31 protein-coding genes and 1 pseudogene are annotated in these 26,628 nt (G+C 70.6%); 12 read left to right on the forward strand and 20 right to left on the reverse strand.

Features of this window, described 5'->3' with window-relative positions:
- Positions 1–199 precede the first annotated feature (199 nt).
- Positions 200–591: pseudogene (locus ACP4J3_RS10110) on the reverse strand (ABC transporter ATP-binding protein); the annotation flags it as partial.
- Between the two features lie 76 nt (positions 592–667).
- The gene (locus ACP4J3_RS10115; RefSeq protein ID WP_426532588.1) at positions 668–883 is read right to left on the reverse strand and encodes a hypothetical protein; all 216 of its coding nucleotides are present in this window, start codon (positions 881–883) and stop codon (positions 668–670) included.
- Positions 884–1,097: 214 nt separating this feature from the next.
- Between ACP4J3_RS10115 and ACP4J3_RS10120 the strand changes: the two genes are divergently transcribed.
- The 3 genes from ACP4J3_RS10120 to ACP4J3_RS10130 all read left to right on the forward strand — a co-directional run bounded on the left by ACP4J3_RS10120 (position 1,098) and on the right by ACP4J3_RS10130 (position 4,555).
- Positions 1,098–2,366 (forward strand): DUF418 domain-containing protein, encoded by a 1,269-nt coding sequence (locus ACP4J3_RS10120; protein ID WP_426532590.1) that lies wholly within the window; start codon positions 1,098–1,100, stop codon positions 2,364–2,366.
- A 329-nt stretch (positions 2,367–2,695) separates the two neighbouring features.
- Positions 2,696–3,211, forward strand: a complete 516-nt coding sequence (locus tag ACP4J3_RS10125) for a hypothetical protein (RefSeq protein ID WP_426532592.1) — start codon at positions 2,696–2,698, stop codon at positions 3,209–3,211.
- A gap of 123 nt (positions 3,212–3,334) precedes the next feature.
- Positions 3,335–4,555, forward strand: coding sequence for a metallophosphoesterase (locus tag ACP4J3_RS10130; RefSeq protein ID WP_426532594.1), 1,221 nt, complete (start codon positions 3,335–3,337; stop codon positions 4,553–4,555).
- Positions 4,556–5,044: 489 nt separating this feature from the next.
- Here the strand turns inward: ACP4J3_RS10130 and ACP4J3_RS10135 are convergent, their stop codons facing one another.
- The 5 genes from ACP4J3_RS10135 to ACP4J3_RS10155 form a co-directional block, all read right to left on the reverse strand.
- Positions 5,045–5,293, reverse strand: coding sequence for a hypothetical protein (locus ACP4J3_RS10135; protein ID WP_426532596.1), 249 nt, complete (start codon positions 5,291–5,293; stop codon positions 5,045–5,047).
- 49 nt (positions 5,294–5,342) lie between these two features.
- A complete protein-coding gene (locus ACP4J3_RS10140; RefSeq protein WP_426532598.1) occupies positions 5,343–5,510 on the reverse strand; it encodes a hypothetical protein in 168 nt (55 codons plus the stop codon).
- A gap of 412 nt (positions 5,511–5,922) precedes the next feature.
- Positions 5,923–6,345, reverse strand: coding sequence for a nuclear transport factor 2 family protein (locus ACP4J3_RS10145; RefSeq protein ID WP_426532600.1), 423 nt, complete (start codon positions 6,343–6,345; stop codon positions 5,923–5,925).
- 5 nt (positions 6,346–6,350) lie between these two features.
- The gene (locus tag ACP4J3_RS10150) at positions 6,351–7,157 is read right to left on the reverse strand and encodes an MBL fold metallo-hydrolase (RefSeq protein WP_426532602.1); all 807 of its coding nucleotides are present in this window, start codon (positions 7,155–7,157) and stop codon (positions 6,351–6,353) included.
- A gap of 161 nt (positions 7,158–7,318) precedes the next feature.
- Positions 7,319–8,455 carry an ABC transporter substrate-binding protein gene (locus tag ACP4J3_RS10155; RefSeq protein ID WP_426532604.1) on the reverse strand — a complete coding sequence of 379 codons (1,137 nt, stop codon included), beginning with the start codon at positions 8,453–8,455 and terminating at the stop codon, positions 7,319–7,321.
- Positions 8,456–8,673: 218 nt separating this feature from the next.
- Between ACP4J3_RS10155 and ACP4J3_RS10160 the strand changes: the two genes are divergently transcribed.
- Positions 8,674–9,111, forward strand: coding sequence for a MarR family transcriptional regulator (locus ACP4J3_RS10160; protein ID WP_029181761.1), 438 nt, complete (start codon positions 8,674–8,676; stop codon positions 9,109–9,111).
- 452 nt (positions 9,112–9,563) lie between these two features.
- Here ACP4J3_RS10160 and ACP4J3_RS10165 read toward each other — a convergent pair whose 3' ends face one another.
- Positions 9,564–10,766 carry an ArgE/DapE family deacylase gene (locus tag ACP4J3_RS10165; protein ID WP_426532606.1) on the reverse strand — a complete coding sequence of 401 codons (1,203 nt, stop codon included), beginning with the start codon at positions 10,764–10,766 and terminating at the stop codon, positions 9,564–9,566.
- Positions 10,767–10,934: 168 nt separating this feature from the next.
- On the opposite strand from ACP4J3_RS10165, the gene ACP4J3_RS10170 reads away from it, so the two are divergent.
- Positions 10,935–11,372, forward strand: coding sequence for an Lrp/AsnC family transcriptional regulator (locus tag ACP4J3_RS10170; protein WP_133917885.1), 438 nt, complete (start codon positions 10,935–10,937; stop codon positions 11,370–11,372).
- Between the two features lie 164 nt (positions 11,373–11,536).
- On the opposite strand, the gene ACP4J3_RS10175 is transcribed toward ACP4J3_RS10170, so the two are convergent.
- The 5 genes from ACP4J3_RS10175 to ACP4J3_RS10195 all read right to left on the reverse strand — a co-directional run bounded on the left by ACP4J3_RS10175 (position 11,537) and on the right by ACP4J3_RS10195 (position 13,507).
- The gene (locus ACP4J3_RS10175) at positions 11,537–11,806 is read right to left on the reverse strand and encodes a hypothetical protein (protein WP_426532608.1); all 270 of its coding nucleotides are present in this window, start codon (positions 11,804–11,806) and stop codon (positions 11,537–11,539) included.
- A 73-nt stretch (positions 11,807–11,879) separates the two neighbouring features.
- The gene (locus ACP4J3_RS10180; protein WP_426532610.1) at positions 11,880–12,044 is read right to left on the reverse strand and encodes a hypothetical protein; all 165 of its coding nucleotides are present in this window, start codon (positions 12,042–12,044) and stop codon (positions 11,880–11,882) included.
- 319 nt (positions 12,045–12,363) lie between these two features.
- Positions 12,364–12,531, reverse strand: a complete 168-nt coding sequence (locus tag ACP4J3_RS10185) for an IS3 family transposase (RefSeq protein WP_426532612.1) — start codon at positions 12,529–12,531, stop codon at positions 12,364–12,366.
- Positions 12,516–12,992 carry a protein kinase domain-containing protein gene (locus ACP4J3_RS10190; protein WP_426532614.1) on the reverse strand — a complete coding sequence of 159 codons (477 nt, stop codon included), beginning with the start codon at positions 12,990–12,992 and terminating at the stop codon, positions 12,516–12,518. Before ACP4J3_RS10190 ends, ACP4J3_RS10185 begins: the two co-directional genes overlap by 16 nt.
- The gene (locus ACP4J3_RS10195; RefSeq protein ID WP_426532616.1) at positions 12,989–13,507 is read right to left on the reverse strand and encodes a helix-turn-helix domain-containing protein; all 519 of its coding nucleotides are present in this window, start codon (positions 13,505–13,507) and stop codon (positions 12,989–12,991) included. The genes ACP4J3_RS10190 and ACP4J3_RS10195 overlap by 4 nt, the downstream gene beginning before the upstream one ends.
- A 786-nt stretch (positions 13,508–14,293) precedes the next feature.
- Here ACP4J3_RS10195 and ACP4J3_RS10200 point away from each other — a divergent pair.
- From ACP4J3_RS10200 to ACP4J3_RS10210, 3 genes are read left to right on the forward strand one after another with little or no spacing between them, the layout of a single operon-like run.
- Positions 14,294–15,364 carry a Rieske 2Fe-2S domain-containing protein gene (locus tag ACP4J3_RS10200; RefSeq protein WP_426532618.1) on the forward strand — a complete coding sequence of 357 codons (1,071 nt, stop codon included), beginning with the start codon at positions 14,294–14,296 and terminating at the stop codon, positions 15,362–15,364.
- Positions 15,361–15,564, forward strand: coding sequence for a hypothetical protein (locus tag ACP4J3_RS10205; RefSeq protein ID WP_426532620.1), 204 nt, complete (start codon positions 15,361–15,363; stop codon positions 15,562–15,564). Before ACP4J3_RS10200 ends, ACP4J3_RS10205 begins: the two co-directional genes overlap by 4 nt.
- On the forward strand, positions 15,561–16,496 hold the full coding sequence (locus tag ACP4J3_RS10210) for a PDR/VanB family oxidoreductase (RefSeq protein WP_426532622.1): 936 nt from the start codon (positions 15,561–15,563) through the stop codon (positions 16,494–16,496). The genes ACP4J3_RS10205 and ACP4J3_RS10210 overlap by 4 nt, the downstream gene beginning before the upstream one ends.
- Here the strand turns inward: ACP4J3_RS10210 and ACP4J3_RS10215 are convergent.
- Positions 16,411–17,283: an IclR family transcriptional regulator domain-containing protein gene (locus ACP4J3_RS10215; RefSeq protein ID WP_426532624.1), complete on the reverse strand. Its 873-nt coding sequence runs from the start codon at positions 17,281–17,283 to the stop codon at positions 16,411–16,413. The two genes, ACP4J3_RS10210 and ACP4J3_RS10215, sit on opposite strands and share 86 nt — an antisense overlap.
- A 158-nt stretch (positions 17,284–17,441) precedes the next feature.
- Here ACP4J3_RS10215 and ACP4J3_RS10220 point away from each other — a divergent pair, with 158 nt between their 5' ends.
- The 4 genes from ACP4J3_RS10220 to ACP4J3_RS10235 are packed head-to-tail and all read left to right on the forward strand — an operon-like array spanning position 17,442 to position 20,826.
- Positions 17,442–18,410 carry an ABC transporter substrate-binding protein gene (locus tag ACP4J3_RS10220; protein ID WP_426532626.1) on the forward strand — a complete coding sequence of 323 codons (969 nt, stop codon included), beginning with the start codon at positions 17,442–17,444 and terminating at the stop codon, positions 18,408–18,410.
- The gene (locus ACP4J3_RS10225; protein WP_426532628.1) at positions 18,407–19,180 is read left to right on the forward strand and encodes an ABC transporter permease; all 774 of its coding nucleotides are present in this window, start codon (positions 18,407–18,409) and stop codon (positions 19,178–19,180) included. Before ACP4J3_RS10220 ends, ACP4J3_RS10225 begins: the two co-directional genes overlap by 4 nt.
- A complete protein-coding gene (locus ACP4J3_RS10230; protein WP_426532819.1) occupies positions 19,180–19,956 on the forward strand; it encodes an ABC transporter permease in 777 nt (258 codons plus the stop codon). Before ACP4J3_RS10225 ends, ACP4J3_RS10230 begins: the two co-directional genes overlap by 1 nt.
- A 24-nt stretch (positions 19,957–19,980) precedes the next feature.
- Positions 19,981–20,826, forward strand: coding sequence for an ABC transporter ATP-binding protein (locus ACP4J3_RS10235; RefSeq protein WP_426532630.1), 846 nt, complete (start codon positions 19,981–19,983; stop codon positions 20,824–20,826).
- On the opposite strand, the gene ACP4J3_RS10240 is transcribed toward ACP4J3_RS10235, so the two are convergent.
- The 6 genes from ACP4J3_RS10240 to ACP4J3_RS10265 form a co-directional block, all read right to left on the reverse strand.
- On the reverse strand, positions 20,762–21,472 hold the full coding sequence (locus ACP4J3_RS10240) for a GntR family transcriptional regulator (RefSeq protein WP_426532632.1): 711 nt from the start codon (positions 21,470–21,472) through the stop codon (positions 20,762–20,764). The genes ACP4J3_RS10235 and ACP4J3_RS10240 overlap by 65 nt on opposite strands.
- A 252-nt stretch (positions 21,473–21,724) precedes the next feature.
- On the reverse strand, positions 21,725–22,726 hold the full coding sequence (locus ACP4J3_RS10245; protein ID WP_426532634.1) for a proline racemase family protein: 1,002 nt from the start codon (positions 22,724–22,726) through the stop codon (positions 21,725–21,727).
- 20 nt (positions 22,727–22,746) lie between these two features.
- On the reverse strand, positions 22,747–23,643 hold the full coding sequence (locus tag ACP4J3_RS10250; RefSeq protein ID WP_426532636.1) for a dihydrodipicolinate synthase family protein: 897 nt from the start codon (positions 23,641–23,643) through the stop codon (positions 22,747–22,749).
- Positions 23,640–25,091, reverse strand: coding sequence for an FAD-dependent oxidoreductase (locus ACP4J3_RS10255; RefSeq protein WP_426532638.1), 1,452 nt, complete (start codon positions 25,089–25,091; stop codon positions 23,640–23,642). The genes ACP4J3_RS10250 and ACP4J3_RS10255 overlap by 4 nt, the downstream gene beginning before the upstream one ends.
- On the reverse strand, positions 25,084–25,386 hold the full coding sequence (locus ACP4J3_RS10260) for a (2Fe-2S)-binding protein (RefSeq protein WP_426532640.1): 303 nt from the start codon (positions 25,384–25,386) through the stop codon (positions 25,084–25,086). Before ACP4J3_RS10260 ends, ACP4J3_RS10255 begins: the two co-directional genes overlap by 8 nt.
- Positions 25,383–26,534, reverse strand: a complete 1,152-nt coding sequence (locus ACP4J3_RS10265; protein WP_426532642.1) for an NAD(P)/FAD-dependent oxidoreductase — start codon at positions 26,532–26,534, stop codon at positions 25,383–25,385. Before ACP4J3_RS10265 ends, ACP4J3_RS10260 begins: the two co-directional genes overlap by 4 nt.
- Between the last annotated feature and the right edge of the window lie 94 nt (positions 26,535–26,628).

Genomic DNA, 26,628 nt, shown 5'->3' on the forward strand with positions numbered 1-26,628 from the left:
AGCGCACGGCCGAACGCGGTCAGACGGTCCTTCGCCGGTGCTCCCGGTCCCAACGGAGGAGGACCGAAGGTGTACGCCTCATGGAATTCGGCCTCGACCTCCTCCACCAGAGCCAGCAGCAGTCCGTCGCGGTCCCCGAACCGGCGGAAGAGCGTGCCCTTCCAAACTGCGGCAGCCTGTGCGACCTCGTGCATCGCCGCATGTCAGCCGGCGGGATCCGCTCCCACTCCGCGACCCGCAGCCGCAGCAACCGCCCCACAAGGGTGCGCCGCGCGGCCGGCACCACCGACTCCGCCGTCCGCTCCAGCACATACGCGCCGAACGCCTCGACGGCCGTGCCCAGCAGCACCAGCACGGTGAGCCCGATCAGGATCCCGGCGATGGTCTCACCGGAGGCGAGCCGGTCCGCCAGTGCCTTCGTGGCCAGCGGCTGCAGCAGCCCTCCGCGGCCCCGGCCAGGGCGCACAGCAGGCCGAGGGCGACGGCCCACCGGCGCGGCCGGACATACGCGTAGAGGGCCCTGACAGTCTCTCGGGCGGACAGGGAAGCCTCATGGGTCTCATCCGTCGTCGGGGTGGATGCGGTGTTCACGAAATTCCTTTCTTCTGCGGTCCGCCGGACACCGCATCAGCGGTCCTCGCGCACCAGGGCGTGAGCAGGTGTCGGCTCAGCGAACGAGTCCGACCGCGCTCGTGGCGAGGGTGTGCGCCAACGCCTCGGAGACCTCGGGACGGACGACGAACAGGACGAAGGCGCCCGCCGCCAGCGTCAGACCGAGGAATTCCAGAAACTCGCCCCTGCCAGGGACGGCGTCACGGCGCGGCACGTCGGCCGATGTTCCGAGGAAGTCCTGGTCCTTGTTGTGTCGCGCACGGTGTGTCATGCCTCCAGCCTGGAAGCCCGTCCGCCCCGCGCCCATCCGGCAACTGTCGGGTCCACCCCCGCCGAGTGGCTGAAGAAGACCGCCGTCCGGTCGCGCCGGAGGCCGATCAGGACGAGACTCCGCCGGTCGGCAGGGCGATACCCGCCGACCGGCGGGGGCGTTACCGAAGGCTGCCGGATGGTCCGCCCCCTGACGTCCACGCGAAGTTCTCCGTATGACACAGACACAGCCGCCGCAGGAGACGCCGGCTCCACAGCAGAACCCGCCTCCGCAGCCCCGAACCTCCCCCGAGTCCGCCGCGCCGGCCTCGCCCGGTCCCTCGATGGGACGCCTCGTCGGGGTGGATCTGGCCCGCGCGCTGGCGGTGTTCGGCATGTACGTCGTGCACATCGGCCCCCCGCTGTCGGCCACGAGCGGCGTCGCCAGCTGGATCCGGTACATATCAGACGGTCACTCCTCGGTCCTGTTCGCCACCCTCGCCGGGTTCTCCCTGATGCTGCTCGCCGGCCGCCGCGAACCCAAGACCGGCCTGGCCGGCCGGCAGGCGAGGGCCCGCATCGCGATCCGCGCCGTGATCCTGCTGGCGCTGGGCACCGTGATGGCCATGGAGTACGGAGGAGTGATCATCCTCGGCTTCTACGGCGTCTACTTCCTCCTCGCCCTGCCCCTGGTACGACTGCGCGCCAGGACGCTCGCGATCATCGCGGCCGCGTTCGCCCTCGTCACACCCCAACTGGCCTTCGCCCTCAACTCACTGCTGACCGAGTCGGTCCAGCAGAGCATCAACACCTACGACCCCCTGCGCCGCCTCAGCGAGGTGGGAGTGCTCGATCTGCTGCTCACCGGCTTCTACCCGGCGCTCACGTGGATGTCGTTCGTGATCGCGGGCATGGCCCTGGGCCGCCTCGACCTGTCCGCGCCCGCCGTCCAGCGGCGCCTGGCCGCGCTCGGTGCCGCCCTCACGGTGACCGCGTACGGTATGTCCCTGCTGCTGGCCGGCAAGGGCGCGCTGCGCAGCCTCGCGGAGGACGGGCCGTCGTCCGGCGGCTCCGGGTCGATGCCCCCCGGCAGCGGGTCGGCATCCCTCGACAGCGGGTCGTTCCCCGACATGCCGGCGTCGACGCTCCTGACGGCCGGACCGCACAGCGGCACCACCTTCGACATCATCGGCAGCGTCGGAGTCGCGATCCTCGTCATCGTGGGCGCGACCGTGGCGATGGACCGCCTGCCGCGATTGCGTCGCCTGGCCAAACCGGTCATCGCCGTGGGCACCATGTCCCTGACCGCCTACGTCGGCCACTTCCTCGCCCAGTCCGCGCTGTCCCTGCCCGCCGGGACCAGCACCCAGCAGTCCTGGGTGCCGCTGCTCATGTTCGTCCTCGGGGCGATCGTGTTCGCGGCGATCTGGTCCCGCTTCTTCCGCCGCGGCCCCCTGGAGTACCTGCTCAACGCCGCCACCAAGCCGGCGAAGTACATCCGATGAGCCCAGGCCGGGGTGGGACACCTCCACGCCCCACCCCGGCCTGGACCGCTCATGGACTCGGCGACCGCACAATCCTCGCAGGATTCCACCCGCAATCCGGGCTCGTCGGCGGCGCGGCAACCGCCGCCGTCAGGACCCTGATTCCCATCACGGCACGCGGGGCGACGACGCCCGGCCGACCTTTTGAAGGGGGCGGGCGGGTGGCTCTCAGAATCCAGTAGTGTCCGCCTGCAGGGCGGTGGGGGCCGCCGCGGCGACGGCCAGGGCGACTGCTGTGGGGGCCGGCAAGGTGCGGCGGTGGATCGAACAGGGCACGTCTGCGCCTCTCGGTGCAACACGGTGCTTACGGCTTCGGCGGCGCCCAGGTCGTCGTCAACGATCTGGGCGGCACCATCGCCGGTACCGGAGGTGGCACCACCATGGCCGACCAGGCAGTCAAGGAGATCATCGACGCGGGCGGCCAGGCCGCGGGCAACATCCGCAACGCCCCCTTCCCCGAGCTCACACCCGAGTCGATCGAGGCTCTGCTCGCCGTCCACGTCAAGGGCGCGTTCTACGTCACTCAGCCCGCGTTCGCCGCATGGGCGTCCGCCAACTACCGCCAGTTCCCCAAGGGCATGGACAAGGTTCTGGCCGACGCCTGTCCCGTCGTCGCCAGCTACGGGGGCCGCGATCGAGGGCTCAAGGGAGCGGCGGCCGAGCTCGAGTCCGCCCTCGGCCGACTGGGCGTCGTCCATGTGCATCCGCGGCTGCGTGTCGCCGGGGTCGGACCTGACCCGGAGGCCTCCGCGGACGCGTGGCGACGCATCGAGGCGTTCTTCCAACCACATTTGAAGCGCTCATGAAGCGCTCAAGTGCCCCGCGCCGACCGTCAGTTCACGTGCCGGAGTCGCGCAGCAGTGCGTACGCGGGCCCAAGGACGACCGGATACCCTTCGCGAGACAGCAGCGTGGTCCGGGAGGGCAAGCGTGACCGACACCAGCAACACCCGACCCGCCGACAGTGACGCGCAAGCTCCGCGGCGGAGCCGACTGCACCGCCTGATGCGCTACATCCCGCTGATCGCTCCTGTCCTGCTGTGGACCGTGCCCTGCTGGGTGCTCCTGTACACCGGCCAGCACTGGCCGCTGCCCGTCACGCTGGTCGGCACCGCGCTGTTCGTCCTCGGCCTGACCGGTATGCCGCTCGCGATGGTGCGCGGCCACGGCCGGCGCCAGCAGGACCGGGCGGCGATCATCGGTGACACCCTGCTGGGCACCAGCTGGGTTCTGTTCACCTGGTCCGTTCTGCTCGGCGTCTTCTTGCGGCTCGCCCTGACCGTGGCCGGCGTCGGCGGGAGTCAGGACCGGGCTCGCATCGTCACGTGGGCCGTCCTCGGCGTAACCGCCGTGCTGCTCGCCTGGGGGTACCTCGAGGCCCGCCGCGTGCCACGGGTGCGACGACTCGACGTGCGACTTCCACGGCTGGCGGCCGGGTTGGACGGCCTCCGCGTCGTCCTCATCACCGACACCCACTACGGCCCGCTCGACCGCGCCCGCTGGTCGGCGCGGGTGTGCGAGACGGTGAACACCCTGGAAGCCGACCTGGTCTGCCACACCGGCGACATCGCGGACGGCACGGCCGAACGCCGCCGCGCCCAAGCCGTCCCCCTCGGAACCGTGCGGGCCACCCATGCCCGTGTCTACGTCACCGGCAACCACGAGTACTACAGCGAGGCCCAGGGCTGGGTCGACCTGATGGACGAGTTGGGCTGGGAGCCGCTGCGCAACCGTCACCTGCTGCTCCACCGCGGAGGCGACACCCTCGTGGTCGCCGGCGTGGACGACGTCACCGCCGAGTCCTCCGGTCTGGCAGGCCACCGCGCCCACCTCGCCGGAGCCTTGAACGGCGCCGACCCCGACCTACCCGTCCTGCTCCTGGCACACCAGCCCAAGTTCATCGACCGGGCGGCAGCCGCCGGCATCGACCTCCAGCTCTCCGGTCACACCCACGGCGGCCAGATCTGGCCCTTCCACCACCTGGTCCGCCTCGACCAGCCCGCCCTCGCCGGCCTCACCCACCACGGCGCCCGCACCCTCCTCTACACCAGCCGCGGCACCGGCTTCTGGGGCCCGCCATTCCGCGTCTTCGCCCCCAGCGAGATCACCCTGCTCGTGCTCCGCTCCCCGCACCTGCCCACCTCGCCGTAGCACTGGGCGGGCCGAAGGCAAGGAGCAGAAGACACAGCGCCACACTCCGCTGTGGTCGACCTCCGCTCCTCTGATGCCGGGGGATGCGGCGACCGGCATTGAATTGATCGACGTCACCGCCGGGTCACGCCCTGTCCCGCTGCGCCACGCGGTGCAGTCCAGCCGTTTCGTCGGACTCATCGGGCTGGTCGGCGTGGCAAGACTCGGCTGGTCACGGAGGTCGCCCGCGAATGGACCGGGCAGTACGACGACGGCGTCTTCGTCGCCGACGTGTCCGAGGTCCGCGAGCCCGAGGACCTCTGCTCCCACATCGCCGCCGCTGTGAGCCAGCGTTCGGCAAGGCCTACGTCGAAGGCGGGCGGCTCAGCCGGGACGAGCCCGCTTGAGAACCGGCAAGTGATGAGCAAGACGCACGCCAAGGCCCTGACCAGCTCTTTCACAGAGACACTTCCGCCTGACAGAAGCCGCCTTGCGAGGCAACCACACCCGTCAGGACCCTGAGTCCAACCACGGCACGCGGGGCGACGACGCCCCGCCGACAGGGACGAGTTTGCCGCCCTCGGCGAGGGCGTCCTGGTACAGCTCGTCGAGGGTCCTGGTCTCCTCGGAGCCGCTGCCGGTCGCGGACTTGGTGGAAGCGGCCGAGGCGGGGGATGCGGTGGTGCCGAGTGTGCCGAGGCTGAGCGCAGCCCCCGCTCCGGTGGCGAGAAGACGTCGTCGGCTGGGCAAGCTGGTCACGGGATTTCGCATTCTGTGTGTGTGTGTGGGGGGGCGGGGTGATCTCGGTTCAGGCGTGTTCCGCGGCCCGTGCGACCGCCTCGGCGAGCATCGCCGCGACATCGTCGGGGTGGGACAGGTGCGGGGAATGCCCCGAGGGCACCTGCACGCTGTGTGCGGCGCGGGCGGCCCACTGTTCCTGCACGGCCGGCGGCAGGGAGGGTTCCTGTGTTGCCACGATGTAGGTGAGTGGTGTGTTGGCGGGGGCGGCGCCGATCGACACCGCTGAAGATGGCCTGCTCGACGTCACCTGCCTTGACGGCGAGCCCGTCGGGCGAGTGGATCCAGTTGGGCGGGAAATCGCCGCCCATCCATTCCATCATCGAGCTGCCCGGTTCCAGCGCGAACGTGCACCACAGGCCCCTGGAGGGAGTCAACAGTGGCACGAATCACCGCCACGTCCTCCGTGAGGCCTTGGGTGAGAGCGCTGTCGGGGTGGCTGCTGGGCAGCTGCACAGCCCGAGAGTCGACCCCCCGGGAGGTAAGGCGATCGCTCAGGGGGCCGAAGACCCACGGGGTGTGCATCGCTCCATGCACCAGCACGACGGTCGGTTTCATAAGTGTCTTCCTCACGGCCGGCGTTGCGATGGTCAGTCGTTCATCGCGTCGCGGACGAGCGCGGTGTCGACGAACTGCTCGAAGCGGACGATGAGTCCGCCGCGGACGACGAAGTGATGGGCGACGCGCACGTCGATCGGCTTGCCGGTGGCCTTGTTGACGGCGGTGTAGCGGGCGAGGACGACGACGTTCTCGCCGTCGACGACGTAGGTGTCGTCGTGGGCGGTCCAGCCGTCCCAGTCCTGGCCGAGCTTCTCCATCACGTTGGAGGTGACGCCCTCGGGGGTGCGGTAGGTGCCGGCGAGCGGGAAGCCTGCCATCTCGGTCCACTCCACGTCGGGGGCGAGGGTGGCGCGCAGGGCCGCCAGGTCACCGGCCGCCGAGGCCAGGTACTGGCGGCGGACGACGTCCGCGGGGGCGGTGGAGGCGGCGAGATCGGTGCTGTCGTGCGTCATGCCGGTCAGCCCCACTTCATCTCGCCCTTGGCGACCTTCGCCCCCAGCTGGGCGGCGATCAGCATGCCGTTGTCCGGGTAGCGCGCGACGAGGGCCTCGGTGAGCGCGGCGCCGTCGGCGGCCTTGCCCAGCTCCTCCTCGAAGGCGACCAGGTAGTCGCGGGTGGCGGTGATGGCGGAGGCGTCGGCGGGGGCGCCGGGGAGGCGATGGCCGGGAACGACCAGCTCCGGCCGCAGGGCGGCCATCTCGTCGAGCAGGCCGATCCAGACGGCGCGGTCGTCGGAGGTGGGGGTGTCGGCGACCCACACGTGCTCCTTCTGGAACAGCAGGACGCCGCCGAGGAGGGCGCGGTGCTCGGCCTGCCACAGGTAGTGGCGGTCGGACAGTCCGGCGGGGCCGCCCTTGAGCTCGAAGCGGTGGCCTTCGAGGGTGAGGTCGCCGGTGAGGGGCTCCAGGTCGACCAGGCGGGTGGGCAGGTTGGGGCCGAGGGCCTCCCAGGCCTTGAGCTTGCCCTCGTAGGAGTGGTTGATGTGCTCGATGACGATCGGGGTGGCGACGAACCGCGCCTCGGGGAAAGCGTCGGCGATGACCTCGGCGCCGAAGTAGAAGTCGGGGTCGCCGTGGCTGACGAACACCGTGGTGAGCTTCTTGCCGGAGTCGAGGACCTCGGCGGCCAGGCGGTGGCCGTCGGCGCGGGTGAAGGCGGCGTCGACCAGCAGCGCCTCGTGCTCGCCGGTGACGAGGGTGGCGGTCTTGTTCTTGCTGCCGGCGGGGAAGTCGAGGTCGAGGACCTTGAAGGAAAGAGTGCTCATGGCTGCTTCCTGATGTGAGGTGCTGGTTGGGGGAAACCGGCGCTCCGCCATGTGGCGGTTCGTCCTGGAGAGACGGGTGAGGTCGGAGCTGCAGTCAAGATCGATCTGCGGTTGCACGGAGCACATGTCGGCTCGTATGCCGTGCCGGTAGGAGCGGACCGTCAGCCCTGGGTGCCGTTCTGGTCTGTGGGGTAGAGACCGAGAAGGTTCTTGGGGTCCGACGGGTTGACGCCGTGGACGTCGCCGACGTACAGGCCGATGCGAGCCTTGTAACGATCCAGGGCCGCACGGTCGCTCATGAACTCTCCGAGGCCGAGCGGGTTCATGTTGGCGTAGCCGAAGACGCTCTTGCGGCCGGCCGGCGGGGCGACGTCGGTGCGGGCGCTCCAGGTGCCGATGGCGTGTTCCTGGGCGTCCTTGGACAGCAGCCAGCTCAGGTAGAGCTTGGCCGCGGCCTTGTGCGGGGCGTTCTTGAGGATGGCGCCGGTCTGAGGCCAGGCCACCCAAGGGGACTTGCGTGGCAGGCTGGTCCGGGAGTGACCACTGGCACTGCCGGCGCTGCCGAAGTTCGCCACGTAGTTGCCGGTGCCGACCAGGTCGGCGGAGTCCTGGGTGCCACGCACGAACTTCGGGTTCTGGGCAAGCAGTCGCTTCAGGTAGTCAAAGCCGTACTTGTCGGTGAGCTGCTTGAAGTAGTAGAGGACGGCGTCGTCGTCGTTGGGGTAGGTGAAGACGAGCTTGTTCTTGAACTCGGGCTTGAGGAAGTCCTTCGCTTCGACCGGCGCGTCCGAGCCGAGTGTGGTTGCTGTGACGTTGGCGAAGCCGAAGAAGAACAGGCCGGTGTAGTAGCCGTCCTTGTCCTTGATCTGCCGGTAGACCTTGTCCCAGCCAACCGGCTTGTACTTCTGCAGCGCTCCTTCCTTCTTCCAGCGCGGGAAGTCGTCGAGGGTCTGCAGATGGACGACATCGGCGACGACGTGGCGTTCGGCGACCTGGTTGTCGACGCGGGCGTCGTGGTTCTTGCTGAAGTCGACGACGATGCCGACCTTCATCTTGGGGAACTTCTCCTCGAACGCCTTCTTGAGATAGTCGGCCTGGCCGGGCTTGTCTCCCCCGGCGTAGACCACGAGGCGGCCGCCCTCGGTCACGGCCTGTTGGTACAGCGCCTGAAGCTGGGCCTCCTCACTCGATCCCGTCTGTGTGGGGTGGGAGGAGGGGACGGCGGCGGCGGTGGCACCGCCCGCGACCAGGACGCATAGAGCGACGCCGAGGGCCCAGGTGCTGCGGGTCGACTTCACAACTACTCCTTCGGGGGCCTAGAGGGTTTCAGGCGGTCAGAGATGCCGGGCGCCGATGCCGTGGGCGGGGTCCAGGACGGTGACCCGGTCCGCGGACGTCAGCCCCGGCCGCTGCCGACGCGGCGGGCGACACCACGTGCTTGCAGCCAATATATCTGCTGATGCAGATTCTGCAAGTGCAGATCCTTCCAGCGTCGAACTTCTGGCATTCTGGTGAGGTGAATGAGCAACTGCTGAATGACGAGGACGTGACCCTCTTCGGTCTGTTCGTGGAGGCCTACGCATGCATCAAGCCGCTGGTGAACCGCGATATCGGCATTCCCGACACCTGGTTCGAGGTGCTGCTGCGACTGGGCCGCACACCCGGTCACCGGATGCGCATGACCGACCTGGCCGATGCCGTGTCCTTCAGCTCGGGCGGCTTCACCCGGCTCGCCGACCGCATCGAGAGGGAAGGGCTCATCCGCCGAGAGCCCGACCCCCGCGACCGGCGGGCGGCGCTCGCCGTACTGACCGAGCAGGGCGGCGAAGCCCTCAACAAGGCGTTGACCGCACATGTCTCCCACCTGCGCAGTCATGTCACCTCCGTGCTCTCAGCCGAAGATCGCTGCCACTTTGCACGCATCCTGCGCACACTCCGCGACGCCAACCAGTGAGCTCGGGCCGTAGACCCAGGCGATAGCTGCGCGCTCCGGACGATGGTCGGCGGTAACGGTCCTCCCACTCGGTCGCCGACAACTGGACGAGGCACCCTGCACGAGACAGCCCTCCACGTTCGGCGCGAGCGACGGGCTCTGCGGCCCGCGCCGGGCCGGAACCAGGGCTGCCGGTACCGCTGATCGTCCCTTCCTTGCAGGTCAACCCAGGGCGCTGGAGGCCGACAGCGAGTTGGAGGCCGTCCGCACCCGGGGTCGTTGGAGGGGATGTGGAGGCAGGTGAGCGGTTCGGCCGTGGTGAGAGGACTGCGGTGATCGCTCTCGGGCCGGTGGCCGAGGACTGCCGTACTGTCGGAACCGCCGCCGGCCACCCCTCCGACCGCCTCCGGCTCGCCGCAACAGTCACTTCCACCGGGTCACAAGCAGCCGGTAGGGGGTGAGGCTGGGGGCTGCTACTTGGTGCCGACCGTGCGCAGTGTGGCGAGCACCAGTGCCCGGGTGACGGTGACGATTTCGCTGACGTCGACCTGTTCCTGCGGGCTGTGTGCGAGGCGTACGTCGCCGGGGCCGTACTGCAGCGTGGGGATGCCCGCCCCGGAGTACAGTCGCAGGTCGCTGCCGTAGGGGGCGCCTCGCTCGGAAGGTCGCGAGCCGCCGGTGACGTCGGCGTGCGCGTCGGCGACCTGGGACGCGAGCGGATGCCCGGTCGGCAGCCGTCCGCTGGCGAACTGCCCGCCGGGCCACGTCACCGTGGCGGGGTGGGAGCGCAGCCAGGGGTCGGCCGCGCAGGCTTCGGCCACGCACGCCTCCAGTTCGGTGCGTGCCTGGGCCGGATCCTCGCCCAGTCGGACGCCCAGTCTTCCCTCGGCCACCAGCAGGTCGGGCACGCTGCTGGCCCAGTCGCCGGATTGGACGGTACCGACGGACAGCGGGTAGGGGATGGGGTATTCGGACATGAGCGGGTCGGCGCCGACGTTGCGGCGGGCTTCCAGATGGGCGAGCGCGCGGTGGATGGGCAGGTATGCGTCGATGGCGCTCACTCCCACGTATCTGGTGCTGCCGTGGGTGGCCCGGCCGGGTACTTGGATGCGAAAGGTCAGGGCGCTGGCGTTCGCAGTCATGACCGCGCCGCTGGTCGGTTCGGTGATGATGCAGGCGTCGCCGGTGTGGCCGCGTTGGAGGGTGCCGAACGCCCCGAGTCCGCCGTCCTCTTCGCTGACTACGAAATGCGCGGACACCTGGCCGCGCAGCCTTGCGCCCGCCTCCCGTATCGCGGCCAGGGCGGCGAGTATCGCCACCACACCCGCCTTCATGTCGCACGCTCCTCGTGCGTGCACCACGTCCCCGGTAACCCGAGGGCGGAAGGGGTCACCCTCCCAACGCGCCAGGTCTCCGGAAGGGACGACGTCGACGTGCCCCTGGAGGATCAGGGTAAAACGGGGATGGTCACGTAGCTCGGGCAGGTTCATGGACCACAGGTCGACATCGAGGTCCATCCGCTTCAGATGCCGGGCAAGGACGTGCTGAACCTCGGACTCCGCGGCGCTCCCCGTCACGCTAGGAACAGCGAGAAGTTCCAGCAGCAGCCGGGCGATGGCCGCCTCGTCCACCGCGGCCAGGGCCGAGGCTTCCACATCGCTCAGGCTTGCTGTCATCTCAACACCGCTCCCACCACGGACATCAGGACAAGCCGGAGGCTATGTTCGGCGGATAATGCAAGCAATCGCCATTTACTGCTGTCAACCGTCGCTTTCTTGCAATATCAGCGAGACCATGGCTATTTCTTGCGCTAGGCCGCAGGTTCTGATGTCTGGAGTGAGGTCATGGACGCCATCGATCAAGCGATCATCCGGTACGTGCTGCACGACGCACGGGCCACATACGCCCAGATCGGCAAGGCGGCCGGGCTGTCCGCGCCCGCCGCCAAGCGGCGTCTCGACCGCCTCGTGGCTACCGGAGCGATCCGCGGTTTCACCGCTCTCGTCGATCCTCAGGCGTTGGCCTGGCATACCGAGGCTTTCGTCGAGGTCTACTGCGCCGGCAATCCCGCCCCCGCCGAACTGCGCCAGGCCCTGGAGGCCATCCCCGAGGTCGTCGAAGCCTGCACCGTCTCGGGGGCCGCCGACGCAGTCGTCCACATCCTCGCCAGAGACATCCCCCACCTGGAACAGGCCATTCAACGCATGCGCGCCACCCCTCCTGTGGAACGGACCGAGAGCGCCATCGTGCTCTCCCGGCTGTTGAACCGGCCTCGCGTGTGATCGACACCGTGGGACCACCGCGAGTGCCGAGGCCGGCGTCCGCCGGCCTCGGGCCGACGCAGCAGACCGGTGGTCGCCTCGGTGGCTACCGTAGACGGGCGATCGATCCGGAGACGTGGGCGATGCCAGCACTCGCCGCATCCGTCGTGCGCGCCGTCCGCGAATCACAGAGGTTGCGCGACCTCGGCGACGAGGCCGAGAACCTGTAAGGCGGCGGAGCCTCCCGGCACCGCCTCATGCGCTCGTTCAAGCGTGTGCAGGGGGCGGGTGAAATTGCGGCATCCGCCGCCGTCACAGAAGCGGATGTCGGGGTCACTCTCCCGGAACCAGCACGAGGTGCACAGTCCGCTGTGGCGGACCTGGCGGTTGGTCCAGAAGGCGAGTTCGACGCCGGAGCGGTGGGCCTCGCGGTCCTCGCCGGGAGCCGCCACCACTCCGGCGAGGCCAGGACGCGCGCCCAGGCGAGCGCCTTGGGGACCAGGACGTCGCGGACGGGGGTTGCTGCGGTCACTGCTGATACCTGCCCATCAGGCGCTGAAGGTCCTCGGCGAAGACCTGACCGTAGCGGTCGGCGGACAACTCGTGTACGCGCTTGGTCAGGATCTCCGCGTCCTGGGCGTCGGCGGTGGACCGGCCGAGCACGGCCCCGTCCGGGCCGGAGATGGTCGGCACCGCGGCGGCGGGGCCCGGCTCGACGCGCTTGGAGACCTCGTTGAGGGCGTGCAGGGCGCACGCGAGGGCAAGCGCTGCGGCCAGCCGTCCTACGCGAAGCCGGCGGTGCCGGCGGCGCTGGCCGGGGTCCGGGGGTGGGGCACTGTGGGCAGGGCGAAGTCGAGCCGCTTGTCCATCACCAGTCGGAACGTGCCGTACGGGTTGATGTTCGACCAGAAGAGCGCGGTCAGCCCGTGCCGGTCCTCGTCCGAGTGAACCGCCCTGTGTCAGGTGGAGACTCCGGCCTGTCCCGAGTTGAGTGGAGCCAGGACAGCTGATTTCACGCTACAGGTGCTGTGCGCAGTTCATACTCGACCGGAGTGAGCATCTCCAGCGCCGAGTGCCTGCGCTGCCGGTTATGGAAGATCTCCAGGTACTCGAACAGGGCGGCGGACGACGGCCGATAGCCCGGGTCCTTGGCGAGGCACGCCGTCACCAGGCTGACCATGTCGTCGGGGACGCCGGCGAGGTCCGGCTCGGCGCTGAGGACGCGGAACGCGACGGCCTCGGCGTTGCCGGTGCCGAAGGGGTGGCGGCCGGTGGCGGCGAAAACGAGCAGCGCACTCCAGGCGAAGACATCCCCGGCGCCCCGGTAGTGCCGTCCCGGTAGTACTCAGGGCTCAGCCAGCCCGGAGTCCCGGTCAGCATGCCGGTGCGGGTGACCGCGGTACCGTCGGCGACTTGGGCGATGCCGAAGTCCAGCACCCGCGGCCCGTCCGGGGCCAGGATCACGTTCGCGGGCTTCAGGTCGCGGTGGACCACCCCGGCGGCATGCACGGCCGCGAGCGCCCCGACCGTACCGTGCCGCCGAGGGCGTGTACCGCGTTCTGCCCGGTGCTGAGAGGGCGTTGGAGCGCAGCACGGACACGTACCCAGGAGCACCCAGAACGAGTGCTGGACGCCTGTCACGTTCGCGAGGGCGACCGCGATACCGAGACCGACCGCGCCTCGCAGGCTGTTGTGCAGCCAGACAGACTGCGGCCGAAGGTGCGCGGCGGCCCGCTCACGCGCCGAGGCCAGCGGCGCGGCCACAGCACCGGGCTCTCCGCCGAGCACACGTTCGAACCAGCTCCGGGGTTCGGCGGCTGCGAGCAGGTCCACGTTGTCAGCGATCTACAGCGTCGCGAACCAGGCATCGAGCGCCGCCACGGCCCTTCCATGCTCGGCCAGGTCTCCTTCACCCAGCCGGCCACCGCCGCCTCGTCGCGCTCCACCGCCCGGCGGGCCGGCACCTGGCAGCTCCAGCCGTGCCGTTTGAGCAGCGCGGCAACACTCTGCACGGTGTAGCTCTCATGGAACCGGCGCCCGATGAGGGTCTTGATCCGTGACAGGGTCCAGGTCTGGTCCGGCCAGCCGTGCGCCACCGGCCCCTTGGCCAGCTCCTGCTCCGGCACGGCGAACAGCTCGTCACTGAGCAGCGGCAACGACGCCGGCCCTCTGGAAGCCAGGAATCTCGGCCCGTCCTGGGACCAGACCCTGTGCCAGCGCTGCACCGACCGGACGCTGACCCGCAGGTAGTGCGCGATGACCGCGTTCTCGTCGCCCTGGGCGAACCGCTCGGCCCGCCTCCGGCCTCAACTTCTCGCGGAAGGCCCTCCGCTCGTCGGCCAGTCCTCCCTTTGCACATACCTCATCCAGTCGGCAAACCGGAGGGATCTTGAGCCATCAGCTGCCCGCCCCGTTGCCCCAACCCACTTCTGCGAGGACGCCAGCAACTGTGCCGTGCAGCAGTCCGCTTCTCCCCACGCGGTTTGATCCTGCCTGCCGCCTCCCTGACCTGTGATAACTCAACCAGGTACGCCAAGACGGGCCAATTCGACCCGGATTCGACACAGCACGCCCTCGCCACTGCACTGACCAGTCTTGAACTGCAAGAATGCAAGTTCTGCCGGTGTACCGCTCAAGAACCAGCAAGAAGTTGGTGCGTTAACCAATAAGAATCCCACTTCCGGACAATTGCGGCAGCACCACGATCGGACGTGCTCGCCAAACGCATCAGCGGCCACCTCGGGAGTGATCCACCCAGCGGCGTCACTCCGCAGCCGCTGCCAGTGATACGCAAGGCGGATGGCAGGGCCCTGACCAGCTCTTTCATAGAGACGCTTCCGCCTGACAGAAGTCGCCTTGCGCGGCAACCACACCCGTCAGGACCCTGAGTCCAACCACGGCACGCGGGGCGACGACGCCCCGCCGACAGGGACGGGAAGCCCATGCCTCACATGACCGCCTTCGCCAGGAACCAGTGGTACGTCGCCGCCTACAGCCATGAGGTCGGGCGCGAGTTGCTCGGCCGGACCATCCTCGGGGAGACCCTCGTGCTCTACCGCACGCAGGAGGAGGGGACGCCGGTCGTGCTGCACGACCGCTGTGTGCACCGCCGCTACCCGCTGTCCGAGGCCCCGACCCGGCTCGACGGCGACCGGATCGTGTGCGGGTACCACGGGTTCACGTACGACACGAGCGGCACGTGTGTGTATGTGCCGGGGCAGAAGCGCGTCCCGCGCACCGCGCGCGTGGCCTCCTACCCGGTCGTCGAGCAGGACTCGCTGATCTGGGTGTGGATCGGGGACCCGGCGCTCGCCGACCCGCAGAGCATCCCGCGGGCCAAGCACCTCGACTCCCCGGGCTGGGTGACCGTGCGCGGCATGGAGCCCATCGACTGCGACTACGGCCTCCTCGTCGACAACCTCCTGGACCTCTCCCACGAGACCTACCTGCACGGCGGCTACATCGGCACCCCCGAGGTCGCCGAGACGCCGATCACCACCGAGGTCGACGAGGGGGCGGGAATCGTACGGGTGAGCCGGCACATGGACGACGCCGAGTGCCCGCCGTTCTACGCCAAGTCGACCGGCATCGAGGGCCGGATCAACCGCTGGCAGGACATCGAGTACCACGCCCCGTGCCTGTATCTGCTGCACAGCCGCGTCGCTCCGGTCGGTGTGCTGCCCGAGCCGGACGGCAGCGACCCGGGCGGCTTCCACACCGAGGTCACGTACGCCATCACGCCGTCCGGCGACGGCAAGGTGTACGACTTCTGGGCCGTCTCGCGGGACTGGGCGACCGACGACGACGAGGTCACCGAGTTCCTGCGCAAGAACAACCACACCGTCGTGATGCAGGACGTCACCGCCCTCAACCTGCTGCAGAAGACCCTCGGCACCGAGCGGCACGGCTACCAGGAGCTGAGCATCAACATCGACACCGGTGGCCTGGCGGCCCGCCGTATCCTCGCCCGGCTCGTCGAGGAGGGCGCCAAGCCCGTGGAGACGGTCCAGTGAGCACGAGTCCGACCGGCGAGATCTACCGCATCGACTGGCTGCCGGGCACCGACATCCTGCACGGCACCTGTCACTGCGGCCGCGAGCACACCGCGCAGGACCCGGTACAGATGTGGGAGTGGATGCTCGCCCACCCCCAGGGACACGAGCCGCAGGGCCACGAGTCGCAGGGCCGTGAGTCGCAAGGAAACAGCTCATGACCGTCTACGAAGCCGAACTCGTCGTCGACGGGAGGGAGCCGGCCGCCGACGGCGTCCTCGCCCTCACGCTGCGCCACCCGCTGGGCGAGCGGCTTCCCGCCTGGGAGCCGGGCGCCCACATCGACGTCGTGCTGGGGCCGGAGCTGGAGCGACAGTACTCGCTGTGCGGTGATCCGGCGGACCGCGGCGCCTGGCGGATCGCGGTGCTGCGGGAACCGGACGGGCGGGGCGGATCCGCCCATGTGCACGAGCAGTTGGAGCCGGGCGACAAGGTGCGGGTGCGCGGCCCGCGCAATCACTTCCGACTGGAGCCTGCCCCCCGCTACCGCTTCATCGCGGGCGGCATCGGCATCACCCCGATCCTGCCGATGCTGGCCGCGGCGCAGGCGGCGGGCGCCGAGTGGACCCTGCTGTACGGCGGGCGTACGCGCCGGTCCATGGCGTTCACCGGCGAGTTGGCGCGGTACGGCGATCGGGTCACCGTCGCCCCGCAGGACGAGTCCGGGCTGCTGGACCTGGCCTCGGTGCTGGGCGACGTCCCCGACGGCACGCTCGTCTACTGCTGCGGTCCCGGTCCGCTGCTGGACGCGGTGGAGGAGCGGTGCCCGGCCGGGGTGCTGCGCGTGGAGCGGTTCCAGCCGAAGGAGCAGCCGGTCGGTGAGGACGGGGAGTTCGAGGTCGAGCTGGCGCAGAGCGGTCTGACGCTGACCGTCGCGCCGGGGGTCTCCGTGCTGGACGCGGTGCGGGGGGCCGGTGTCGAGGTGCTGTACTCCTGTACCGAGGGCACCTGCGGGACCTGTGAGACCGATGTCCTGGACGGCACCCCGGACCACCGGGACTCCGTGCTCACGCCTCAGGAGCAGGAGAGCGGCGAGACGATGATGATCTGCGTGTCGCGGTGCCGGGGGAAGCGGCTGATCCTGGATCTGTGATCTGTCCCCCCGGATTGGTGATCCGCAGGTCCGCCTCGATCGCGGCGACCGTCGCCAGCAGGGGCGGCAGCAGGTCGTGGCGCACCGAGTCGACGGTGTTGCGGCCGGCGTGCACGGCGATGTTGACGGCCGCGACCACCTCGCCGCCCCGGTCCCGCACCGGGGCGGCGACCGACCTGAGCCCCTCCTCCAGCTCCTGGTCGACGAGGGCGTAGCCCTGCCGGCGGACGCGGCGCAGCTCCGCCCGCAGGGCGTCCGGCGTGGTGAGGGTGCGCTCGGTCAGCGGCTTCAACTCGGCGCGGCCGAGCCGTACTTCGACCTCCTCCGTCGGCCGGTGCGCGAGGATCACCCGGCCCACCGAGGTCACATACGCCGGGAAGCGGGTGCCGACCGTGATGGACGCGGTCATGATCCGGCGGGTCGCCACCCGGGCGACGTACACGATGTCGTCGCCGTCCAGGACGCACAGCGACGACGACTCCCGCACCTGCGCGACGAGTTGCTCCAGATGCGGCTCGGCGATCTGCGGCAGCGTGTAGCTGGAGAGGTAGGAGTAGCCGAGTTCCAGCACGCGCGGGGTGAGGCGGAAGAGCCGGCCGTCCTGGTGGACGTAGCCGAGGTCGGCGAGGGTCAGCAGCAGTCGGCGGGCGGCGGCCCGGGTCAGGTCGCAGGTCTGGGCGACCTCGCTGAGCGTGCGCGCGGGATGGTCGGCGTCGAAGGAGCGGATGACGGCGAGGCCGCGCTCGAAGGACTTCACGAAGTGTGGTGCGCGAGCATCGTCGGACATCGCCACCTCCAGTTGTGTCGACAATGTTGTCGGTGAACCCATTGACCGGATTCGTCTGAGGCTTCTACCTTCCCGCTGAGCAACCTTGCGCACTACTGTGCGCCTTGCGCACAACCTGTCGGAACACCGCTGCACCCGTTGTCTGTACAGGAGGAGCCATGCGTCGTCTGTCCGCCGGTCTCGCCGCCGGCGCCCTGCTGCTCGTCGCGACGGCCTGTGGCTCGTCCGACGCCGGTTCGTCGGACGCGGGAGCGTCGTCCGGCGGGGTCACCACCGTCAAGGTCGGACTCATTCCGATCGTGGATGTCGCGCCGCTGTATCTGGGCCAGAAGAAGGGCTTCTTCGAAAAGCAGGGCCTGAAGCTGGAGTTCAGCATCGCTCAGGGCGGTGCGGCAATCGTGCCGGGGGTGGCCAGCGGCCAGTTCCAGTTCGGGTTCAGCAATGTGACATCCCTGATGGTGGCTCAGTCCAACGGCGTCCCGGTGAAGGCCGTCGCCAACGGCATCGCGTCGACCGGCGTGGCGGGCAAGGACTTCGGCGCCCTCATGGTCAAGAAGGGCAGCGCGGTCAAGTCCGCGAAGGAGCTGGAGGGCAAGAAGGTCGCCATCAACACGCTGAAGAACATCAACGAGACCGCCGTGCGGGAGTCGGTGCGCAAGGCCGGCGGCGACCCGGACAAGGTGAACTTCGTCGAGCTGGCCTTCGACCAGATGCCGGCCGCCCTCGACAAGGGCCAGATCGACGCCGCCATGGTGGTGGAGCCGGCGACCGCCACCATCAAGAGCCAGGGCGGCGTGGTGATCGCCTCACCCCTGGTGGACGTCGCGCCGGACCTCACCGTGGCGATGTACTTCGCCTCGACGCAGTACGCGCAGCAGAACCCGGAGGTGGTGAAGAAGTTCCAGGACGCCACCGCCGAGTCCCTCGCGTATGCCGAGGCCCACCCCGACGAGGCCCGGCAGACCGTCACGACGTACACCAAGATCCCGGCGTCGGTGCTGGAGCAGGTCACCCTGCCGAAGTGGCCGGCCGAGGCGAACCGCCCCGCCATCGAGGCGCTGATGAAGCTCGGCGAGGCGGACGGCCTGTTCAAGAAGACGCCCGACCTGGACGCCCTGCTGCCGTGAAGGGCGGGAACGTCGCACTCGGTGCGGCCGGTCTCGCGGCCTTCCTCGCGCTGGGCGAGGCGGTGCCGCGGCTCGGTCTGGTCAAGGAGGCCTACTTCCCGCCGACCAGCCGGATCGCCGGAGCGCTGGCGGACGAGGTCACCGACTCCGCCTTCTGGCAAGCGCTCGGCGACACCCTCACCGGCTGGGCGCTGGGCCTGGCCATCGCGGTCTGCGCCGGTGTCGTCGCGGGCGTGGTCGTCTCGATCGTGCCGTATCTGCGCGAGGCGACGGCGTCCACGATCGAGTTCCTGCGCCCGATCCCGTCGGTGGCCCTGATCCCGCTGGCGGTGCTGCTCTACGGCACCGAACTGAGGTCGGTGCTCCTGCTGGTGGTGTACGCCGCCTTCTGGCAGGTGCTGATCCAGACCCTGTACGGCGTGCAGGACGTCGACCCGGTCGCCGAGGAGACGGCACGCAGTTACGGCCTCGGCACCTGGGCGCGCGTGCGCCATGTGCTGTGGCCGACAGCGCTGCCGTATGTCATGACCGGGGTGCGGCTCGCCGCGGCGGTGGCGCTGATCCTGGCGATCACCGCCGAACTCGTCATCGGCGCACCGGGGTTGGGCCAGCAGATCGCGGTGGCGCAGACCTCGCAGGCGGTGCCGGAGATGTACGCGCTGATCGTGGTCGCGGGGCTGCTGGGGCTGCTCATCAACGTCGGGGCGCGCACGGTGGAGCGGCGGGCGCTGGCCTGGCACCAGTCGGTGCGCGGGGAGGTGGCGGTGTGATCGGGCGCCTGCTGCTGAGACTGCTGTTCGTGGTCGCGCTGCCCGTGGTGCTGGTCGCCGTGTGGTGGGCGGCGTCGGCGGGCAGCACGGACCCGTTCTGGCCGCCGCTGCGGACGATCCTCGACACCTTCCCGGACGTGTGGACGGCCGACCGGCTGCGCACCGACGTCGCCCCGTCCCTCCTGCGCCTCCTGGCGGGCTACGCCACGGCGGCCGTGGCCGGTGTCGCGCTCGGCACGGTCATCGGCTCGTACCGCACGGTGCGGGCGGTGTGCGAGCCCGTCCTGGAGTTCCTGCGGGCCGTGCCGCCGCCCGTGCTGGTGCCGGTCATCATGCTGTTCGCGGGCATCGGCGACGGCATGAAGATCGTCGTGATCGCGAGCGGCTGCGTCTGGCCGATCCTGCTGAACACCGTGGAGGGCGTGCGCGCGGTCGACTCGGTGATGCTGGAGACGGCCCGCTCCTACGGCGTCACGGGCATCGCCCGCCTGCGCCATCTGGTGCTGCGCTCGGCGAGCCCGCAGATCTTCGCCGGGCTGCGCCAGGCGCTGTCCATCGGCATCATCCTCATGGTCATCAGCGAGATGTTCGCGGCCAACAACGGCATCGGCTTCACCGTCGTGCAGTTCCAGCGCAGCTTCGCGATCCCCGACATGTGGACCGGGATCCTCGTGCTCGGACTGCTCGGCTTCCTGCTCTCCGTCGTCTTCCAACTGGTCGAGCGCCGGGTGCTCGGCTGGTACCACGGTCTGCGCGCGACCACCCGGCGGTCCTGAGTGAACTTCGTGAAGGGGCGGTCCATGCTCGACGTACGCGGCCTGAAGAAGGTCTACGAGGGGTCAGGGCGCCGGGTGGAGGCGGTGCGCGACCTTACCTTCACCGTGGACGCGGGGGAACTGGTCTGTCTCGTGGGCCCGTCGGGCTGCGGCAAGACGACCCTGCTGAAGTGCATGGGCGGCCTGCTCACCCCGACGAGCGGCGAAGTGCTCCTGGAGGGACGGAAGGTGAGCGGCCCGCCGCCCGGGATGGCGTTCGTCTTCCAGGAGTACGGGCGCAGCCTCTTCCCCTGGATGCGGGTCGGCGACAACGTCGAACTCCCCCTGAAGCAGAAGGACTTGAGCAAGGCCCGACGCCGGGAGCTGGTCCAGGACGCGCTGGAGTCGGTCGGCCTCGCGGATGCCGTCGGGGCCTATCCATGGCAGCTCTCGGGCGGTATGCAACAACGGGTCGCCATCGCGCGAGCACTGGCGTACGAACCCCACGTACTGCTGATGGACGAGCCGTTCGCGGCGGTGGACGCGCAGACGCGGGCCGATCTGGAGGATCTGGTCCGGGGGCTGTGGCGGGAGCGCGGCATCACGATCCTGTTCGTCACCCATGACATCGACGAGGCCGTCTACCTGGGCGAGCGGGTCGTCGTGCTGTCCGCCTCCCCCACCGTCGTACGGGAACAGCTCAAGGTCGATCTGCCCGCCGAGCGCGACCAGTTGCACACCCGCGTGGACCCGCGCTTCGCCGAGCTGCGCACCCATGTGTACGAGCAGATCCAGGCGGCGAAGCGCGGGGGCCCGCAGGACGCGGTCACGAAGTCGGTGCCTGCTTCGCCGCCCACAGCCCCCGGACATGACCCAGATGCCGGGTCATGACCTCGCGTACGGCCTTCTCGTCGCGGGCGATCAGCGCGTCGAGTAGCTCGAGGTGCTCCTCGGCGGAGGCCAGCAGGCGGCCGGCCTCCATGAGCGCGGTGAGCCCGTACAGACGGGAGCGCTTGCGGAGGTCGCCGACGACCTCGACGAGGTGGGCGTTGCCGGCGAGGGCCAGCAGGCCGAGGTGGAAGCGGGTGTCGGCCTCGACGTACGCGATGAGGTCGCCGGAGACGGCCGCCTGGACGATCTCCCGGGCGGCCGGGCGCAGAGCCTGGAGGGAGACCTCGTCGGCGGTCCGGGCCAGCTCCACCACCGTGGGGATCTCGATGAGCGCCCGGATGTGGGTGTACTCGTCGAGCTGCTTCTCGGAGACCGCGGTGACCCGGAAGCCCTTGTTGGGGACGGTGTCGACCAGGCCCTCCTTGACCAGGTCCAGCATGGCCTCGCGCACCGGGGTCGCCGAGACGCCGAAGCGGGCGGCGAGCGTCGGCGCCGAGTACACCTCGCCCGGGAGCAGTTCCCCGGCGATCAGCGCGGCCCGCAGGGCATCGGCGACCCGCTCCCGGTAGCTGCTCTTCTTGCCGCCCAGGGTGGGCAGCGCGGGGGCGGCTGCGGTGGACGGGGCGCCGGTGCGCTGGGCGGGCATGCGGATTCTCCTAGCTGGTGCGGTGCCGCGTGCTTGTGCGGAGCACGCCGGCTGGTGCGGGGCGCGGGTGCAATGTCACGCGTTACGCGCTACTTGGCCATTATCCCCGGCGCCACCGCCCGCGCGGCCTCTCCCCGGACTCGACGCACGAACCCGCCGCCATCGCCCGCGCGGCCTTCCCCGGACCCGTGCACGAACCCGCCGCCACCGGCCCCGCGCCCCCTCCCGGATCCGGCGCGCACGAACCCGGCCCTACAGCACGAACCCGGCCGGGAACGGATCCGACGGATCGAGCAGGTACTGCGCGGTCCCGGTGACCCACGCGCGGCCGGTGAAGCTGGGCAGGACGGCGGGGCGGCCCGCGACCTCGGTGGTGCCGAGGAGGCGGCCGGTGAAGTGGGTGCCGATGAAGGACTCGTTGACGAACTCGGTGTGCAGCGGGAGTTCGCCGCGCGCGTGAAGCTGGGCCATGCGCGCGCTCGTGCCCGTGCCGCAGGGCGAGCGGTCGAACCAGCCCGGGTGGATCGCCATCGCGTGCCGGGAGCGGCGGGCGGTGGCGCCCGGGGCGATCAGGTGGACGTGGTGGCAGCCGTGGATGGAGGGGTCTTCGGGATGGACCGGCTTCTCCTCGGCGTTGATCGCCGCCATGAGGGAGAGGCCGGCCGCGAGGATGTCGTCCTTGCGCGCGCGGTCGAAGGGCAGCCCGAACTGCTCCAGCGGCAGGATGGCGTAGAAGTTGCCGCCGTAGGCCAGGTCGTAGGTCACCGTCCGCCCGTCGGGCAGGGTGATCTTGCGGTCGAGGGCGACGGAGAAGGACGGGACGTTCTGGAGGGTGACCGCCTTCGCGGCGCCGTTCTCCACCGCCACCTCGGCGACGACCAGGCCCGCCGGGGTGTCCAGCCGGATCGTGGTGACCGGCTCGACGACCTCGACCATGCCGGTCTCCACCAGCACGGTCGCCACGCCGATCGTGCCGTGCCCGCACATCGGCAGATAGCCGGAGACCTCGATGTAGAGCACGCCCCAGTCGCAGTCGGGGCGGGTGGGCGGCTGGAGGATGGCGCCGCTCATCGCGGAGTGGCCGCGCGGCTCGTTCATCAGGAGCTGCTTGATGTCGTCGCGGTGCTCGCGGAAGTACAGCCGCCGCTCGTTCATGGTCGCCCCGGGGATGGTCCCGATCCCGCCGGTGATCACGCGGGTGGGCATGCCCTCGGTGTGCGAGTCGACGGCGTGCAGGACGAGTTTGGTGCGCATGGAACCGGCCTCCCTTGCGGTTACGCGAGCCCTGCGGCGACGGCCTTCTCCGTGGCGGCGCGGATCACCGCCTCCTGCTCGGGCAGCAGCGCCACCCGTGGTGGACGACAGCGTCCCCCGTGCCGGCCGACGATGTCCATGGAGAGCTTGATCGCCTGCACGAACTCGACCTTGGAGTCCCAGCGCAGCAGCGGGTGCAACTGCGCGTAGAGCCGCTTGGCGGTGTCCAGGTCGCCGCCGACGGCCGCCCGGTACAGCTCCACGGTGGACCTCGGCAGCGCGTTCGGGTAACCGGCGACCCAGCCCTTGGCGCCGGCGATCGCGAGCTCCAGCAGGACGTCGTCGGCGCCGATCAGCAGATCGAGTTCCGGGGCGAGTTCGGCGAGCTGGTAGGCGCGCCGCACGTCGCCGGAGAACTCCTTGACCGCCTGGATAAACCCCTCGCCGTGCAGCTTGGCGAGCAGTTCGGGGACGAGGTCGACCTTGGTGTCGATGGGGTTGTTGTACGCCACGACCGGGATGCCGGCCCCCGCAACCTCCTCGTAGTGGGCGAGGACGGAGCGCTCGTCGGCGCGGTACGCGTTCGGCGGCAGCAGCATCACGGACGTACAGCCCGCGTCCCGGGCCTGCTCGGCCCAGCGCCGGGACTCGGCCGAGCCGTAGGCGGCCACGCCGGGCATGACCCGCGATCCGCCGATCGCGGCGACGGCCGTCTCAACGACCTTGGCCCGCTCTTCGGGGGTGAGCACCTGGTACTCGCCGAGGCTGCCGTTCGGTACGACCCCGTCACAGCCGTTCTCGACGAGCCAGGCGCAGTGCTCGGCGTACTTGCCGTGGTCGACGCGGAGGTCGTCGTCGAGCGGGAGGGCGGTGGCGACGAGGACACCGCGCCAGGGGCGGTTCTCGGTGGCGGTCATGAGGATCCCCTCTCAGTGACATGTGACACGTTATTGGTGGCTGATGGCGATTGCGCGAGCACCCCGAGCGGCACCGGCCGGGCGAAGGGCCGGCGGGCGGGCGCGATCCCGCACCCGGCGAGCCCCGCGACGGCCGGTCCGCACACCCGGCCCTGGCACCAGCCCATCCCGGCCCGGGTCAGCAGCTTCACGGTCCGCGCGTCTCCGGCGCCCAGCTCCGTCACGGCCGCACGGATCGCACCGCCGGTGACCTCCTCGCAACGGCAGACGACGGTGTCGTCGGTGACCTGCTCGGTCCAGTGCGCCGGCGGGGTGTACACGGAGTCCAGCGCGGCGAAGAAGGCGCGCAGTCGCGTACGGGTCCTGGCGGGCACCGTCCATTTCGCCGGGTCCGGCCGCGTCCCGCGCAGTCGGGCGGCGGCCGAGCGCCCGGCGATGTGCCCCTCGGCGAGCGAGAGCGCCGCGCCTCCGATGCCGGTCGTCTCCCCCGCGGCCCAGACGCCGGGCACGTCGGTGCGCTGCTCGTCGTCGACGTGCACGCGGAGCCCGTCGAGGCGGCAGCCGAGGGTCTCGGCGAGGTCGGTGTGCGGGAGCATGCCGTGGCCGACGGCGAGGGTCTCGCAGGGTATACGACGCCCGGTGCCCGGCCTGACCCGCCCGTCGGCGTCGAGCGCGGCGACGGTCACGGCCTCCAGCCGCTCGGTGCCGTGCGCCTCGACGAGGGTGTGCCGATTCAGGAGCCGCACCCGGTGGCGCAGCAACTGGGCCATGTACCGCGCGCCTTCGGCGATCTTGCCGGGCTGGGCCGCCAGCGCGCGGGGGCGCCGTGCGAGCGCCTTCGGGTCGGCGGACTCGACGAGGGCCGCCACATCGACGCCGGCCGCCGCGAGACCGGTGGCCACCGGAAGCAGCAGCGGTCCGGTGCCGGCGACGACGGCGGTGCGCCCGGAGGTCGCGAGGCTGCCCTTGAGCATGGCCTGGGCGCCGCCCGCCGTGACGACGCCGGGCAGGGTCCAGCCGGGGAAGGGCAGCACCTTCTCGTATCCGCCGGTGGCCAGCAGCACGGCGTCGGCGCGCACCTCCGCCGGGTCCTCCTGCTCGGGGCCGAGCAGGGCGTGCACGGTGAAGTCGCCGCCGGGCCGGCGCTCGACGAACCAGACGTGATGGTCGGTCAAATGCCTTACGACACCCGCCTTCACGTGGGTTTCGAATCCGTTCCTCAGCCGCTCCCACGTCTGCCACTGATGATGCAGAGCCTGGGGCCGGTGGGCGCGCAGTGCGCGGGCCGGCTGCCGGTAGAACTGGCCGCCCGCCTCCGCGGCCGCGTCGAGCAGGGTGACCCGGACGCCTCGGGCAGCGGCGGCGACGGTCGCGGCGAGTCCGGCGGGCCCGGCGCCGATCACGGCGAGGTGCGGGGTCGCCGTCCGTTCACGGTCGCGGTCAGTCACTGTGTCCCGTCCCCTCCTGCGTCCGGATCGCGTCGCCGGGGTGCAAGGGCACCAGGCAGGCGCGCTGGTTCGGGCGGTCGTTGACGGTGATCAGGCAGTCGAAGCAGACGCCGATGCCGCAGAAGACACCGCGCGGGCGGCCCTCGCCCCGGGTGCTGCGCCAGGAGGTGACCCCGGCCGCCCAGAGCGCGGCGGCGACCGTCTGGCCGGGCAGCGCCTCGATCTCGCGGCCGTCCAGGGTGACCGTGAAGGCCGGGCCCGGGTGGGCGTCGGCGAGCTCCAGAGGGGTTCTCATGCGGCCTCCTCGGCGAAGCGGTCGGGGCGGAACGGGGTCAGGTCCAGGTCGGGGGTCTTCGCGGTCAGGGTCTGCGCGATGAGGTGGCCGGTGCCGGTGGCGAGGCCGATCCCGGCGCCCTCGTGGCCGCAGGCGTGGTGCAGCCCGGGTACACGGGGGTCGGGGCCGAGGGCGGGCAGGTGGTCGGGCAGGTACGGGCGGAACCCCAGATACGAGCGCATCGCGCGCACGTCCGCCAGGAACGGGAACAGCCGGGTCGCGCCCGCCGCGAGCGCCCGTACGACGGGCAGGGAGAAGGTCCGGTCGAAGCCGACGCGTTCCCGGCTGGCGCCGATCAGGATCGGTCCCGCCGCCGTGCCCTCGACGACCGGCGAGGTCTGCAGCGCGGCCGAGTCGCTGGCCACGTCGGCCACGTAGTCGGCGGCGTACACCTTGTGGCGGACCCTGCGCGGGAGGGGCTCGGTGACCAGGACGAAGCCTCGCCTCGGGAGGACGGGGAGGTGGACGCCCGCGAGTGCGGCGAGGTCACCGCCCCAGGTGCCGGCCGCGTTGACGACCGCCGGGGCGTGGATGTCGCCCCGGTCCGTGCGCACGCCGCGCACGGCGCCGTCCGGGGTGCGCAGGACGTCGGTCACCGTCCGGCCGGTGAGCAGGCGGGCGCCCGAGGCGCGGGCGAGGTGGGCGGCGGCCAGGGCCGGCATGACCTGGCGGTCCTGGGGGTAGTGGACGCCGCCCGGCAGGCCCGGCGCGAGATGGGGTTCGAGGGCGTACAGGGTGTCGCCCGCGACCGGTTCGGCGACGACTCCGGCGGCGCGCTGGGCGTCGGCGAACCGCTCCAGCGCCGTGAGCCCGCCCGGGGACGAGGCCACGACGACGCCGCCCTTCGCCTCGTACTCGATCGCCGCCCCGAACTCCCGCGCCAGCTCGGCCCACAGGCGCCCGGACAGCAGCGCGAGGTCGAGCTCCGGGCCGGGTTCCTTGTCGGAGACGAGGAGGTTGCCCTCCCCGGCACCGGTCGTGCCGCCGGCCACCGGGCCGCGGTCGACGAGGGTCACGTCGAGGCCGGCCCGGGCCGCGTACAGCGCGCACGCCGCGCCCACCATCCCGGCTCCGACGACCACGACGTCGCAGGTCAGTCGCTCGCTCACGTCAGTACTATGTCACACACCACTGACGGAGGGAATGGTGTGACGCCGGGATGTCGTACGTCCCGAAGGCAGCCCGCGGGGGCGACGGGGCGCC

This window comes from Streptomyces sp. UG1, assembly GCF_049974585.1.
Taxonomy (GTDB): domain Bacteria; phylum Actinomycetota; class Actinomycetes; order Streptomycetales; family Streptomycetaceae; genus Streptomyces.